The organism is Gemmobacter nectariphilus DSM 15620 (assembly GCF_000429765.1).
Lineage (GTDB): Bacteria > Pseudomonadota > Alphaproteobacteria > Rhodobacterales > Rhodobacteraceae > Wagnerdoeblera > Wagnerdoeblera nectariphila.
On sequence record NZ_AUCM01000009.1, the window covers coordinates 122,528 to 136,423 of the forward strand.

General features: G+C 67.5%; 15 protein-coding genes. 6 read left to right on the forward strand and 9 right to left on the reverse strand.

The genetic code is table 11. The annotated features are described in order from the left end of the window. Positions 1-2,280, reverse strand: a complete 2,280-nt coding sequence (gene rnr, locus G481_RS0110910) for a ribonuclease R (RefSeq protein ID WP_035025861.1) — start codon at positions 2,278-2,280, stop codon at positions 1-3. A 118-nt stretch (positions 2,281-2,398) separates the two neighbouring features. Here rnr and G481_RS0110915 point away from each other — a divergent pair, with 118 nt between their 5' ends. Further along, positions 2,399-3,223, forward strand: coding sequence for an alpha/beta hydrolase family protein (locus G481_RS0110915; protein WP_028030059.1), 825 nt, complete (start codon positions 2,399-2,401; stop codon positions 3,221-3,223). Here the strand turns inward: G481_RS0110915 and grxD are convergent, their stop codons facing one another. From grxD to G481_RS0110930, 3 genes are all read right to left on the reverse strand, one after another. After that, positions 3,224-3,583 (reverse strand): Grx4 family monothiol glutaredoxin, encoded by a 360-nt coding sequence (gene grxD, locus G481_RS0110920; RefSeq protein ID WP_154664584.1) that lies wholly within the window; start codon positions 3,581-3,583, stop codon positions 3,224-3,226. A 110-nt stretch (positions 3,584-3,693) separates the two neighbouring features. Then, positions 3,694-3,927: a BolA/IbaG family iron-sulfur metabolism protein gene (locus G481_RS0110925; RefSeq protein WP_035025814.1), complete on the reverse strand. Its 234-nt coding sequence runs from the start codon at positions 3,925-3,927 to the stop codon at positions 3,694-3,696. Between the two features lie 168 nt (positions 3,928-4,095). Then, on the reverse strand, positions 4,096-5,328 hold the full coding sequence (locus G481_RS0110930) for an argininosuccinate synthase (RefSeq protein WP_028030062.1): 1,233 nt from the start codon (positions 5,326-5,328) through the stop codon (positions 4,096-4,098). Positions 5,329-5,447: 119 nt separating this feature from the next. Between G481_RS0110930 and ilvA the strand changes: the two genes are divergently transcribed. Then, positions 5,448-6,695 carry a threonine ammonia-lyase IlvA gene (gene ilvA / locus G481_RS0110935; protein ID WP_028030063.1) on the forward strand — a complete coding sequence of 416 codons (1,248 nt, stop codon included), beginning with the start codon at positions 5,448-5,450 and terminating at the stop codon, positions 6,693-6,695. Positions 6,696-6,714: 19 nt separating this feature from the next. Here the strand turns inward: ilvA and G481_RS0110940 are convergent, their stop codons facing one another. Beyond that, complete coding sequence (locus G481_RS0110940; RefSeq protein ID WP_028030064.1) at positions 6,715-7,044, reverse strand: Hpt domain-containing protein; 330 nt, start codon at positions 7,042-7,044, stop codon at positions 6,715-6,717. 198 nt (positions 7,045-7,242) lie between these two features. Between G481_RS0110940 and G481_RS0110945 the strand changes: the two genes are divergently transcribed. Further along, positions 7,243-8,469: a PP2C family protein-serine/threonine phosphatase gene (locus tag G481_RS0110945; RefSeq protein WP_028030065.1), complete on the forward strand. Its 1,227-nt coding sequence runs from the start codon at positions 7,243-7,245 to the stop codon at positions 8,467-8,469. Here the strand turns inward: G481_RS0110945 and G481_RS0110950 are convergent. Further along, positions 8,458-8,892, reverse strand: coding sequence for an NUDIX domain-containing protein (locus tag G481_RS0110950; protein WP_028030066.1), 435 nt, complete (start codon positions 8,890-8,892; stop codon positions 8,458-8,460). The genes G481_RS0110945 and G481_RS0110950 overlap by 12 nt on opposite strands. Before the next feature lie 88 nt (positions 8,893-8,980). On the opposite strand from G481_RS0110950, the gene hslO reads away from it, so the two are divergent. The 3 genes from hslO to G481_RS0110965 are packed head-to-tail and all read left to right on the forward strand — an operon-like array spanning position 8,981 to position 11,710. Then, a complete protein-coding gene (hslO, locus tag G481_RS0110955; RefSeq protein ID WP_028030067.1) occupies positions 8,981-9,979 on the forward strand; it encodes an Hsp33 family molecular chaperone HslO in 999 nt (332 codons plus the stop codon). After that, positions 9,921-10,568, forward strand: a complete 648-nt coding sequence (locus G481_RS0110960; RefSeq protein ID WP_084450849.1) for an NUDIX hydrolase — start codon at positions 9,921-9,923, stop codon at positions 10,566-10,568. Before hslO ends, G481_RS0110960 begins: the two co-directional genes overlap by 59 nt. Beyond that, positions 10,565-11,710: a CCA tRNA nucleotidyltransferase gene (locus G481_RS0110965; protein WP_028030069.1), complete on the forward strand. Its 1,146-nt coding sequence runs from the start codon at positions 10,565-10,567 to the stop codon at positions 11,708-11,710. The genes G481_RS0110960 and G481_RS0110965 overlap by 4 nt, the downstream gene beginning before the upstream one ends. Before the next feature lie 112 nt (positions 11,711-11,822). Here G481_RS0110965 and G481_RS0110970 read toward each other — a convergent pair whose 3' ends face one another. Genes G481_RS0110970 through G481_RS0110980 form a run of 3 tightly spaced genes read right to left on the reverse strand, consistent with a single transcriptional unit; the run spans position 11,823 to position 13,844 of the window. Next, positions 11,823-12,179 carry a DUF2794 domain-containing protein gene (locus G481_RS0110970; RefSeq protein WP_028030070.1) on the reverse strand — a complete coding sequence of 119 codons (357 nt, stop codon included), beginning with the start codon at positions 12,177-12,179 and terminating at the stop codon, positions 11,823-11,825. 47 nt (positions 12,180-12,226) lie between these two features. Beyond that, complete coding sequence (locus G481_RS0110975; protein WP_028030071.1) at positions 12,227-13,513, reverse strand: bifunctional folylpolyglutamate synthase/dihydrofolate synthase; 1,287 nt, start codon at positions 13,511-13,513, stop codon at positions 12,227-12,229. 25 nt (positions 13,514-13,538) lie between these two features. After that, positions 13,539-13,844 (reverse strand): monooxygenase, encoded by a 306-nt coding sequence (locus tag G481_RS0110980; protein ID WP_028030072.1) that lies wholly within the window; start codon positions 13,842-13,844, stop codon positions 13,539-13,541. Positions 13,845-13,896 lie beyond the last annotated feature (52 nt).

A 13,896-nucleotide genomic window follows, 5' to 3' on the forward strand; every position in this document is an offset into this window, starting at 1 on the left:
TCAGCGCCGCTTGCGCGCGATCTTGCGAGACTTTGCCGGTTTTTCACGCGGCGCGTGGCCGCGCCGCTTGCCAAAGCCCTTGCCGCCGCCTTTGCGCGCCCGCGCCGCGCGGCCCGAAGGCAGCCCCTTGTCGTCGACCGACAGCAGCTCCAGCGTCAGGCCGCCCGTCACCGGAACTGCCTCGGCCAGCCGCACCGTCACCCGCTGGCCAATGCCCAGCGTCAGACCGGTATCGGCCCCCATCAGCGTCTGGCTGTCGGGGTCAAAGTGGAAGAACTCGCGCCCGATCTCGCGGATCGGGATCAGCCCGTCGGCCCCGGATTCGTCCAGCCGCACGAACAGGCCGAACCGCTGCACCCCGGAAATGCGCCCGGTGAATTCCGCCCCGACCCGGTCCGACAGCCACGAGGCCAGATAGCGGTCCGTCGTGTCACGCTCGGCCGCCATGCTGCGCCGTTCCGTGTCCGAGATCTGTTGCGCGGTTTCGGCCAGGGTTTCGATGTCCTCGCGGCTCAGGCCATCGTCGCCCCAGCCATGCCCCAGGATCAGCGCCCGATGCACGATCAGGTCCGAATATCTGCGGATCGGGCTGGTGAAATGGGCATAGGACCGCAGCGCAAGTCCGAAATGTCCAAGGTTGCGCGGGTCGTAATAGGCCTGGGTCATAGACCGCAGCGTGGTGATGTTCATCAGCTCGTCGAAATCGCTGCCCTCGGCCTGCCGCAGCAGGTTGTTCAGATGCTGCGTCTTGAGCACCTGCCCCTTGGCCAGCACAAAGCCCGACGCCTCGGCCACCTCGCGCAGCGCGTCGATCTTGTCGAGGCTGGGTTCTTCGTGCACGCGATACAGCAGCGGACGTTTCAGCCGTTCAAGTTCCTCGGCGGCGGCGACATTGGCCAGCACCATGAATTCCTCGATCAGCTTGTGGGCGTCGTAGCGTTCCTTGAACGCGACCGAGACCACCTTGCCCTCGTCCGACAGCACGATGCGCCGCTCGGGCAGGTCCAGCTCCAGCGGCTGACGCAGCGCGCGGGCACGCTTGAGCGAGTCATAGGCCGCGTAAAGCGGGCGCAGGATGGGATCCAGCAGCGGCTCGGTCCGGTCATCGGGGCGGCCGTCGATGGCTGATTGCACCGCCTCATAGGCCAGCGAGGCCTGCGAGCGCATCAGCCCGCGGGTGAAGCGGTGCGAGATTTTCTGCCCCTGCGCGTCGATGCGGATGCAGACCGCCATGCAGGCGCGGTCCACCCCTTCGTGCAGCGAACACAGGTCGCCCGACAGCCGGTCGGGCAGCATCGGAACCACCCGGTCGGGGAAATAGGTGGAATTGCCGCGCTTGCGCGCCTCGCGGTCCAACAGCGATTGCGGGCGCACATAATGCGCCACATCAGCGATGGCGACCCAGATCACATGGCCGCCGGGATTGGTCTTGTCCGGGTCGGCATGGGCCAGCACCGCATCGTCACGGTCGCGCGCATCGGCCGGGTCGATGGTGACCAGCGGCAGATGCCGCAGATCCTCGCGATCGCCAAGGCCCGCAGGTTCCTGCCGCTCAGCCTCGAGGATCACATCATCGGGGAAATCGTCGGGGATGCCGTGCTGGTGGATGGCGATCAGCGACACCGCCTTGGGCGCGCCCGGATCGCCCAGCCGCGAAATGATGCGCGCGCGCGGCAGGCCCATCGCCTCGCGCCGGCCGACGATCTCGGCCTCGACCAGCTCGCCATCGCGGGCGTTCTGGGTGGCATCGCGGCCAACCATCCATTCCTTGGTCTCGCCCTTGTCGATGGGCAGGATCCGGCCCCCTTCGGTCATCTTGCGGAACAGGCCCAGAATGCGCCGCGCGCCCTGCCCGATGCGGCGGATCAGCCGGGCAGAATGGGAATAGGCCTCGCCTTCAACCTTGGTCAGCCGCACAAGGATGCGGTCCCCGGCCCCAAGTGCCGGATCGTCCTTGGCCGTCGTCACCAGAATGCGCGGCGCCTCGCCCTCGCCTTCCCATTCCAGCGCGCGGGCGAACAGATCGCCCATCCGGTCCGGTCCCGTCACCTCCAGCACCGCGACGGCGGGCAATTCGCCCGGCTTGCCATAACGGCGGGCCTTCTTCTCGACGGCGCCGTCGGCCTCCATCTCTTTCAGCATCCGCTTCAGCTCGATCTTCAGCGGGCCCTTGATGCCAAAGGCACGGGCAATGTCGCGCTTGGCAGGATCGCCGGGATTGTCGGCAATCCAGTCGAGGATCTGCTGGCGGGTCGGAAGCTGGGTCGCGGGCTTTTTCATGCCCATGGCCTAGCACGGGGCCAATCTTGCGTCATGTGGAAAAGCCGGCGGGCGTGACGTCACGGCACCATTGCACGGCCCGCACCGGCGCGGAAACTGCGGCCAGGAGGATCGCGCGATGACCGAAGACGAGGTGCGGATCATGGGGCCGGGCGGCCCGCTGGCCGGGCGGCTGATCCTGCCAGAGGCCCCGGACAAGGCCATCGTGATCAACGCGGCAACCGCCGTGCCAGCCGGATATTACGCGCCCTTCGCCCGCTGGCTGGCCAGTGAACACAGCGCGGCGGTGCTGATCTGGGACTACCGCGATTTCGCCGCCTCGGGCGATCCGCGCCGCTCGCGCGCCACGATGGCGGATTGGGGCGTGCATGATGCGGCGGCCGTGCGGCGCTGGATGGGCCAGCGCTGTCCTGGCCTGCCGCTTTGGGTGATCGGCCATTCGCTGGGCGGGCTTGCGCTGCCGTTCCAGCCCGACCTGCACCTTGTCGACCGCGCGATCATCGTCGCCGCCGGGCCCGTGGCCTTGCGTGAACATCCCTGGCCGCTGCGCGCGGGCATCGCGGCCATGTGGCACGGCTATGGCCCAGCCGCTGTCGCGCTGCTGGGCTATTTCCCGGGCCGGCGCATGATGCTGGGGGCGGATGTGCCCGGGCCCGCCTTCCGCCAGTGGCGCCGCTGGTGCACGACGGACGGATCTTGCCTTGCCGACCCGGACATGCCCCCGCTGGCCAGCCCGGCACTTAGCTGCCCGGTGACGCTGATCAGCTTTTCCGATGACGGGATGGTGCCGGCGCCGGCAGTCACTCGACTGGCCGACTGGATGCCAAAGGCGGCGGTCACCCGCCGCCTGATCGCCCCGCAAGACCACGGGGTGCACAGCATCGGCCATATCGCCGCCTTTGCCAGCCGCAACCGCGCGGTCTGGCCGGCGCTGGTGGCCTGATTACTTGTTGGCCTCGCGGATCTGATCCGCCTTGGCCTTGTCATAGCCGACGCCCTTGGCATCGAACAGCTGGTCCAGCTCGCCCGACAGGGTCATCTCGGTGACGATATCGCAGCCGCCCACGAACTCGCCCTTGACATAAAGCTGCGGGATGGTCGGCCAGTCCGAGAAATCCTTGATCCCCTGACGGACATCCGGATCGGCCAGCACGTTCACATCGGCATAATCGACGCCCATGAAGTTCAGGATCCCCGCCACGCGGCTGGAGAACCCGCATTGCGGCATCATCTTGGTGCCCTTCATGTAAAGCACCACGTCATTCGCGGCGATCGTCTCGCGGATCTGGTCCACTGCGCTCATCTTCATCCCCTCACGGCCGCCCAACCTGCGGCCAATATCCCAAGGTCACGCCCGCCGGGCCGCCATCACCAGCCCGGCGATGACCAGCACGGCCAGCAGCACCCACAACATCACTCTGGCGCCTTGGTGGTCAGCGCCAGCGCATGCAATTCGCCGTTCGCCCCGTCCATCTTGCCCTTGAGCGCGGCATAGACGGCGCGCTGCTGCTGCACCCGGTTCAACCCGCGAAAACTCTCGTCGATGACCTCGGCCGCAAAATGCGCGCCATCATCGCCCTGCACCGTGATCTGGGCATGCGGAAAGCTCTCGCGCAGCAGGTTCTCGATATCCTGGGCCTGTATCATGGGTCGCTCCTTGCACCTGCCCCCAATCTAGGCCGCGTACCGCCGCCCCGCAAGCCACCCGGAAACGGCCTCGCTTTGCCTTTTCCGAAATACCCACGGGGGATTTTCAAGGGGGCGCGTGCGCCCCCTTGAAGCGGGGTCCGGGGGCGGCAGCCCCCGGCTCCCCCCTCAGCCCTTCTTGGCCACCCGCGCGTTGCGCGTCGCGATCAGCTTCAGCCGCAGCGCGTTCAGACGGATGAAGCCTTCGGCATCCTTCTGGTTGTAGGCGCCCGCATCTTCCTCGAACGTCACATGCTTTTCGGAATAAAGCGAGTGATCCGACCAGCGCGCAACCGTGCGCACCGAGCCCTTGTAGAGCTTCAGCCGCACCGTGCCGGTGACATGTTCCTGCGTCTTGTCTATCAGCGCCTGCAGCGCCTCACGCTCGGGGCTGAACCAGAAGCCGTTGTAGATCAGCTCCGCATAGCGCGGCATGATCGAATCCTTCAGGTGGCCCGCGCCGGCATCCAGCGTGATCTGTTCGATCCCGCGGTGGGCTTCCAGCAAGATGGTGCCGCCGGGGGTTTCATAGACGCCGCGCGACTTCATGCCGACAAAGCGGTTTTCCACGAAGTCCAGCAGGCCCACGCCATGCTTGCCGCCCAGCTCGTTCAGGCGGGTCAACAGCATGGCCGGCGACAGCGCCTCGCCGTTGACCGCCACGGCATCGCCCTGCTCGAAGGTCACTTCGATGAATTCCGGCGTATCGGGCGCCTCTTCCACCGGCACGATGCGCTGCGCGACGTAATCGGGCGCCTCGACACCCGGATCTTCCAGCACGGTGCCTTCGGACGAGGTGTGCAGCAGGTTCGCATCCACGCTGAACGGCGCCTCGCCGCGCTTGTTCTTGGCGATCGGGATCTGGTTCGCCTCGGCGAATTCCAGCAGCCTGGTGCGGCTGGTCAGATCCCATTCCCGCCAGGGCGCGATCACCCGGATCGTCGGGTCCAGCGCCAGCGCCGACAGCTCGAACCGGACCTGATCGTTGCCCTTGCCGGTCGCACCATGCGCCACCGCATCGGCGCCATGCTTGTGGGCAATGTCCACCAGATGCTTCGAGATCAGCGGCCGCGCGATCGAGGTGCCCAGCAGATACAGCCCCTCATAGACCGCATTCGCGCGGAACATCGGGAACACGAAGTCGCGCACGAATTCCTCGCGCACGTCGACGATGTGGATGTTCTCTTCCTTGATGCCCAGCATCAGCGCCTTCTGGCGCGCGGGCTCCAGTTCCTCGCCCTGGCCAAGGTCGGCGGTGAAGGTGATGACCTCGCAACCGTATTCGGTTTGCAGCCACTTGAGGATGATCGAGGTATCGAGGCCGCCGGAATAGGCAAGCACGACTTTCTTGGGCGCGGACATGGGGCAGCTCCGTCAAGGGAAAACCGCGCAGGGTCTAGCCGCATTTGGCCGGGGCGGCAAGGGCGGTGGACGCGCGGGCCGCGGACTGTTACGGGAACCCGACAGACCCGGAGGTCCAGATGACCGATTTCCCCCAAGCCGTGCGCGATGCCGCTGCTGCCCTGCGCGATCTGTTCGAGCCGACGCCGCTGCAACGCAATGACCATCTGTCGGCCCGCTTTGGCGCCGATATCTGGCTCAAGCGCGAGGATCTGACCCCGGTGCGCAGCTACAAGCTGCGCGGGGCCTTCAATGCGATGCGCAAGCTGCGCGTGGCGCAGCCGGACCAGCGCCAGTTCGTCTGCGCCAGTGCCGGGAACCATGCGCAGGGCATGGCCTATGCCTGCCGGCATTTCGGGGTGCGCGGCACGATCTTCATGCCGGTGACGACGCCGCAACAGAAGATCGACAAGACCCGCACCTTTGGCGGCGGTGCGGTGGAAATCGTGCTGACGGGCGACTATTTCGACCAGACCCTTGCCGCCGCCAAGGCCTTCTGCACCCGGCAAGGCGCGCATTTCCTGGCCCCCTTTGACGATGCCGACGTGATCGAAGGTCAGGCGACCGTGGCCGTCGAGATGCTGGACCAGCTGGGCCGCGCGCCGGACATGGTGGTCATTCCGGTCGGGGGCGGCGGTCTGGCGGCCGGTGTCACCAGCTATCTGAACGAAGCCGCGCCCGGCATCGACTTTCGCTTTGTCGAACCGCTGGGCGGGGCCAGCATGGCCGCCGCGCTTGCTGCGGGCGGGCCTGTCACCTTGCCCCGCGTCAACAGCTTTGTCGATGGCGCGGCGGTGGCACGGCTGGGCGATCTGCCCTTTGCTGCCTTGCGATGGGTGGACCCGGCCCATGTCCTGGCCGCCCCAGAAGACCGCATCTGCATCACCATGCTGGAGATGCTGAACGTCGAGGGGATCGTCCTTGAACCCGCTGGCGCGCTCTCCATCGACGCGCTGCCCGATCTTGCCGCCCAGATTCGCGGCAAGACGGTCGTCTGCATCACCTCGGGCGGCAATTTCGATTTCGAGCGCCTGCCCGAGGTCAAGGAACGCGCCATGCGCTTTGCCGGCAAGAAGAAATACTTCCTGCTGCGCATGCCCCAGCGCCCTGGCGCGCTGCGCGAATTCCTGTCGATGCTGGGCCCCGACGACGATATCGCCCGGTTCGAATACCTCAAGAAATCGGCGCGCAACTTCGGATCGGTGCTGATCGGGATCGAGACCTCGCGGCCCGAGAATTTCACCACGCTGCTTGCCCGGCTGGATGCGGCCGCCTTTGTCTGGCGCGACATCACCGGCGACGAGACGCTGGCGGAATTCCTGATCTGAGCGCGGCGCAGGCGCCTGCTCAGGCCTGGCGCTCTGCCAGACCGTCCAGGAACGCCGCGCGCGACTTTTCGTAAAGCGACACGACGCTTGTCAGATCGACCTCGGCCGCGCGCCCCTCGGCCGCCATCCGCTCGCCCAGCTGGCAGACCGCGCCCAGTCTGCCGAAGCCAAGGTTCAGCGCGCTGCCCTTGAGAAAATGCATGTCGCGTTCGACATTGATCTGGTCGGGCGCGCTGCGCATGCGGGCGATCACCTCATCGACCTCGTCCAGGAACAGGGCCACGACCTCTGTGAAACTTTCCGCGCCCACCTCATCGCGAAGCAAGGTTACCCTGTCCCAGTCAATCATCATCCAACTCCTGCACCGCAAGGCGACGCCTACCAGCCACAAAACACGCTGACGTTGCAAGGTTAAAGCATCGTATTCGCCGCATCGTGTTTCAACAGCAATTTTAACGTTCATTCGCCCTTAACCCGTCGCGGCAACGATCCTCGCAGCGAATGGGGGTGAAACGTGCCATCGGGGTCCACTCAGACCAGACCGGAATTGACTGCGCGGCAGCGTGTGCTGGTCGTCGACGACAGCCGCGCGCAGCGCGCCTTGCTGCGCGTCTCGCTGACGCGCTGGGGCTATGAGGTGACCGAGGCCGCCACGGGCGACGAGGCGCTTGCCCTGTGCCGTGTGCAGCAGTTCGACATCGTGCTGTCGGACTGGATGATGCCGGGCCTGTCGGGGCCGGACTTCTGCCGCGCCTATCGCGCCCTGCCCGGTGAAAGCTATGGCTATTTCATCCTTCTGACCTCGAAATCCGAAAAGGACGAGGTTGCCTTGGGGCTGGACGCGGGGGCCGACGATTTCCTGTCGAAACCCGTCACGCCCGAGGAACTGCGCGCCAGGATGCGGGCCGGGGAACGCCTGCTGGCCATGCAGCGCGAATTGCGGGACAACAACCGCCTGCTGGGCGCGGCGCTGGACGAATTGCAGGGCGTCTATGATTCGCTCGACCGTGACCTGATCGAGGCGCGCAAGCTGCAACAGTCGCTGGTGCGCGACCGCCACCATGACTTTGGCAGCGCGGCGATTTCCCTGCTGCTGCGCCCTTCGGGCCATGTGGGGGGCGATCTGGTGGGCTATTTCCCGCTGGCGCCGGACCGGCTGGCGTTCTTTTCGGTCGATGTCTCGGGGCATGGCGTGGCCTCGGCGATGATGGCAGCGCGGCTGGCGGGGCTGCTGTCGGCCAGCTTTGCCGATGGCAATGTGGTGTTCGACTACGATTCGGGGGCGATTCGCGTCTTGCCGCCGGAACAGGTGGCCGAACGGCTGAACCATCTGGTGCTGGAGGTGATGCAGGTCGATCAGTATTTCACCTGCGTCTATGGCGATGCCGATCTGCGCAGCGGGCGCTTGCGCATGGTGCAGGCCGGGCACCCGCACCCGCTGCTGCTGGACGCGGCGGGCGATGTGCGCCCGCTGGGCGGCGGTGGCCTGCCGGTCGGGCTGATCCCCGGCGCCCGCTGGGACCGGCTGGAGATCACGCTTGCCCCCGGTGACCGGCTGTTCCTGATGACCGACGGGTTGACCGAATGCCGCAACCCCATGGGCGAGGAACTGGGCGAAGACGGGCTGGCCCGCCTTGTCCGCCGAAACCTGGCTCTGGGGGGCGAGGAGTTCCTTGACGCCCTGCAATGGGATGTCGAGGCATGGGCCGGCAGCGCCGATCTGGCCGATGACATGTCGGGCGTGTTGCTGGACTGGCGCGGCCTAGCGCAATAGCGACAGGAAATGCCGATCGCCCGGATTGCCCAGCATCTGCGCCGCCTGGTCAGGGCGCACCCACACGGCACTATGGCCCGGCTCGGTCGGGGGGCCAAGCCGCAGGATCGGCCGCGCCAGATAGATGGTGCACAGCTTTTCCGCCCACAGGTCATATTCGGGCATATAGGTGAACCGCCGGAACGCCCCCAGCCGCCGGATCAGCTGCATGGACCAGCCGGTTTCCTCGCGCACCTCGCGGTGCAGCGCGGGCACCGGATGCTCGCCCGGGTCGATGCCGCCACCGGGCAACTGGAACTCGGGCCAAGGCTCTTGCTGATGGGTCAGCAACACGCGCCCGCCGCGCATCAGCACGGCATAGGCACCCGGGCGGCGGCGATAGCGGCGGCCCGGCTCTGGCGGCAGATCGAAACGGGGGATCATCGGGGCCTCTTGGCTGGGGCGGTCAATCGCCTATATACAGACCAACATTCCCAATGCGCCATGCCTTCGGGCTGGCAAGGAACCCCCAATGACCGCGACGAATACCCCCACCTGGGACGACAGCGTCCTGCCGTTTCAACTTGACCGCGCCGATGTGCGGGGCCGCGTCGCCCGTCTGGATGGCGCGCTGAATGCCATTCTGGGCCAGCACAACTACCCCCCCGCCATCGAGGCGCTGGTGGCCGAGGCCGTGCTGCTGACCGCGCTGATCGGCCAGACCATCAAGCTGCGCTGGAAACTCAGCCTGCAAATCCGCGGCAATGGCGCCGCGCGGCTGGTGGCGACCGACTATTACGGCCCGACCGAAGACGGCCAGCCCGCCCGTATCCGCGCCTATGCCAGCTTTGATCCCGACCGGCTGGACCCCACCGGCCCCGCCTTTCCCCAGATCGGCGAGGGGTATTTCGCCATCCTGCTGGACCAGGGGCCCGGCACCACGCCCTATTCCGGCATCACCCCGATCGCCGGCGGCTCGCTTGCGGCTTGTGCCGAGGCGTATTTCGCCCAGTCCGAACAGCTGCCGACGCGCTTTGCGCTCAGCTTTGGCCAGTCGCAGCTGCCCGGCCAGACCGCCAGCTGGCGGGCCGGCGGCGTGATGCTGCAACACATGCCCAAGGCCTCGCCCTTCGCCACCGGCGCGGGTGGCTCGGGCGAAGGCGGCTTGCTGACGGCCGAGGATTTGCTGACCGGCGATGACAGCGAAAGCTGGCAGCGCGCCAATTTCCTGCTGGATACGGTCGAAGAGCTGGAACTGATCGGCCCCGGCGTGTCGCCCGACCGCCTGCTCTACCGGCTGTTCCACGAAGAGGTGCCGCGCGTCTTTGCCGTCCAGCCGGTGAACTTCGGCTGCTCCTGCTCGGCGGACAAGGTGCGCAGCAGCCTGTCGATCTATTCGGCCAAGGACATCGGCCACATGACGACGCCCGAAGGCACGGTGACCGCCGATTGCCAGTTCTGCGGCGCGCATTATGTGCTCGACCCTGCTACGCTGGGTTTTGAAGCCAGCAGGGAGGCCAGCGGTGAATGACCACATAGACCGTTTGCGCCGCGCGCTGGCCGACCCCGAAGGCGCCTCGTCGGATTTCGACCTGAACCCGGGCCACCGCCCCCCCGAGGGGCGGCTTTTGCGCCCCGCCGCCGTGCTGGTCGCGCTGGCCGACGGGGCCATGGGGCCGGAACTGGTGCTGACCAAACGCTCCTCGGCGCTGCGCCACCATCCGGGGCAGATCGCCTTTCCGGGTGGCAAGCAGGATCCGGGCGATCCCTCGTCCGAGGCCACCGCCCTGCGCGAGGCGCACGAGGAAATCGGCCTTGACCCCGCGCAGGTCGAACTGATCGGCCGCATGCCGACGCATGAGACGGTGACCGGCTTTGCCATCACCCCGATCATCGCCCGCATCAATGGCCCCTTCACCCCGATCCCCGAAACCGGCGAGGTCGAAGAGGTGTTCCGCGTGCCCTTCACCCATGTCGCCGACCCCGCCCGCTTCCGCATCGAGCGGCGGATCTGGCAAGGCCAGTGGCGGGCCTATTACACCGTGCCCTGGGGCCCCTATTACATCTGGGGCGCAACGGCGCGCATCCTGCGCGGTCTGGCCGGCAGGCTGGCCCCATGAAGATCGCGGGCGACTGGCTGACCCGGTCCGGCACCCGCGCCCTGTGCACCGCCCTGGAGGCGGCCGGACACCAGGCGCTGTTCGTGGGCGGCTGCGTGCGCAATGCGCTGCTGGGCGCGCCGGTTGCAGATCTGGACATTGCCACCGACGCCACGCCCGATCAGGTCAGCCATATCGCTGCGGCCGCCCGGCTCAAGGTGGTGCCCACCGGGATCGACCATGGCACCGTCACCGTGATCGCCGGCCAGATCCCGCACGAGGTCACGACCTTCCGCCGCGATGTGGAAACCTTTGGCCGCCATGCCACCGTCGCCTTCTCGGACCGGATCGAGGAAGATGCCGCGCGGCGCGATTTCACCATGAACGCGCTTTATGCCCGGATCGACGGCACGGTCATCGACCCGCTGGACGGCCTGCCCGATCTTCTGGCCCGCCGCGTCCGTTTCGTCGGCGATGCAACCGCCCGCATCAACGAAGATTACCTGCGCATCCTGCGGTTCTTCCGCTTTCACGCCTGGTATGGCGACCCGGCCAACGGCCCCGACCCCGAGGCCCTGGCCGCCATCGCTGGCGGGCTGGACGGGCTGGCGCATGTCTCGCGCGAACGCATCGGTCACGAGATGCGCAAGCTGCTGGCCGCCCCCGATCCTGCCCCGTCGCTCGCCGCGATGCAGGCGACCGGCGTTCTGGCCCGCATCCTGCCCGGCGCCGATGCCCGCGTTCTGGCACCGCTGGTCCATCTGGAAGACGGCCGCCCGCCCCGCTGGCAACGCCGGCTGGCCGCGCTTGGCGGCCCTGCCCCCGATCTGCGCCTCTCGCGCGCCGAAAGCGCGGCGCTCGACCATATCCGCCGCGCCATGACGCTCCCGCTGCCCGAGGCCGCCTGGCGACTGGGCGCGGATGCCGCCACGGATGCCGCCCTGATCACGGCGGCCACACTGGGCCAGCCGCTGCCTGCGGATACAGAAGCCACCATCGCCGCCGCAGCAGCAGCCCGCTTTCCGGTGACGGCGGCCGATCTGCTGCCATCCATCCAGGGCGCCGCCCTTGGCGCCACGCTGAAACGGCTCGAATCGCGCTGGATCGCCTCGGGCTTCGCGCTGGACCGCGCGGCCCTGCTGGCCAACGACCAGACGGACTGACCCCGGCCCGCTTTCGCCTTGATCCAAATATCCTGCGGGGGAAGCGGGCCGGTTCCCCGAACCGGACCGCGCGGGGGTGCAAAACCCCCGCAGCAACATTGGCCAGACGGCGCTAGGTCTCGCGGTCCACGGAACGGATCAGCTTGCGCTCCAGCACCCGCAAGACCTGCGCCAGATCATGCCCGCGGCGCAAGACCTGGCCATCGGGACCGACGACTGCATATTGCCCCTGTTTCTGGCGCAGCTTCGGGCGCTTTTCGATCCGGTAGAGCGGCGTCTCGGCCGTGCGGCGAAACACCGAGAACACGGCCAGATCGCGCAAGGCGGAAATCGCATAGTCGCGCCATTCCCCGGCCGCGACCATCCGGCCATAGATCGACAGGATCTGCCCCAGCTCGTGCCGGTCAAAGCTGACCACCTCGGGCAGGCGTTGCGACAGCGGGAACGGGATGGGGCCTTGCTCTGTCATGGTGTTGTCATGTTACCCCGCCGCGCGACGGGATCAACGACAAACCGTCAGCCGTTCTCGCGCAGCACCGATCCGGCCAGATAGAGCGAGCCGCAGATCACCACCCGCGCGTGAGGGTCTATGGCCACGATGGCGGCCAGCGCGGCAGCGACGCTTTCGGCCACGTCGGCGACGATCCCGACACCGGCCGCCGCCGCCCGCGTATCCTCGGCCGGCAGGGTGGCCTTTTCGCCGGGGATCGACACGGCACGCAGGCTGGCCAGATGCGGCGCCAGCGGGCGCAGGAAGCCGGCGATATCCTTGGTGTTCAGCATCCCGCAAATCGCATGGGTCGGGCGCGCGGGCATGGCGGCCAAGGTCGCGGCCAGTGCCTCGCCCGCTGCCGGGTTGTGGCCGCCATCCAGCCACAGCTCGGCCAGCGGCGCGGCCTGCACCAGCGGCCCCTGACGCAGCCGCTGCATCCGGGCAGGCCAATAGGCGCGGCTTACCGCTGCCTCGCAGGCCGCCTCGGGCATGCCCAGATGGCGCAGCACCGCCAGCGCGGCCCCCGCATTGTCGATCTGATGCGGCCCCGGCAGGTTCGGCGGCGGCAGATCCAGCAGACCGTTCTGGTCCTGGAACACCAGCCGGTCGCGCTCGCGCCAGCTTTGCCAGTCACGGTTGGCAACGATCAGCGGCGCGGCAATCGCCTCGGCCCGCGCCTCGATCGCCTCCAGCCCCTCGGCGGTCTGGGGGCCGACCACGCAGGGCACGCCGGGCTTGAGGATGCCGGCCTTTTCGCCCGCGATCTCGCGCACGGTTTCGCCCAGGAATTGCTGGTGATCCAGCGACACCGGAGTGATCACGCAAACAGCGGGTTTTTCCACCACATTCGTTGCATCGAACCGCCCGCCAAGGCCCACTTCCAGCAACAGGTAATCGGCCGGCGTGCGGGCAAAGGCCAGAAAGGCCGCGCAGGTGGTGATCTCGAAATAGGTGATGGCATCGCCCGCATTCGCGTCCTCGACCTCTTCCATCAGCGCGGTCAGGTCGGCATCGGTGATCAGCTCGCCCGCGACCCGGATCCGTTCGTGAAACCGCGCCAGATGCGGCGAGGTATAGGCGTGGCAGACCTTGCCCGCCGCCTCGAGCCCGGCGCGGATCATTGCCTGGGTGCTACCCTTGCCGTTGGTGCCGGCCACATGGATCACCGCCGGCAGCCGCAGATCGGGCCGACCCAGCCGGTCCAGCAGCGCATACATCCGGTCAAGCCGCAGGTCGATGATCTTGGGGTGCAAGGCCATCAGCCGTTCCAGAACGGCATCCGACCCGGCGCGGGCGACGGTCGTGGTCATGTCAGGTCTTTCTGCTGCGGTCCGGTCAGAGCGGCGCGCGGGTGATCGCCGACAGATCGCCGTTCACATCGAAGGTATGCGCGACGATCCCGGTCACCCCAAAGGCGCCCAGCCGCGCCGCGTGCTTGTCGCGGTAGGCGGCGGCAGCGGCCGGATTGTCAAAGACGTAGATGCCGCCGGCGCGCCCTTCGGCTTCGTTCTCGGTCCAGATCTTCCAGATCAGGCCCGGCTCGGCCGCGATGTCCTGCGCCAGTCCGCCAAGCGCCTTGGTCATGCCGTCGCCCCAGGGGCCGGCAAAGGGGAAATCGAACTGAACCAGCGTGAGGGCCATGGCTGCATCCTCTGGGTTATCGCGACACGCGCAGCATAGCCGGGGCGCCCCC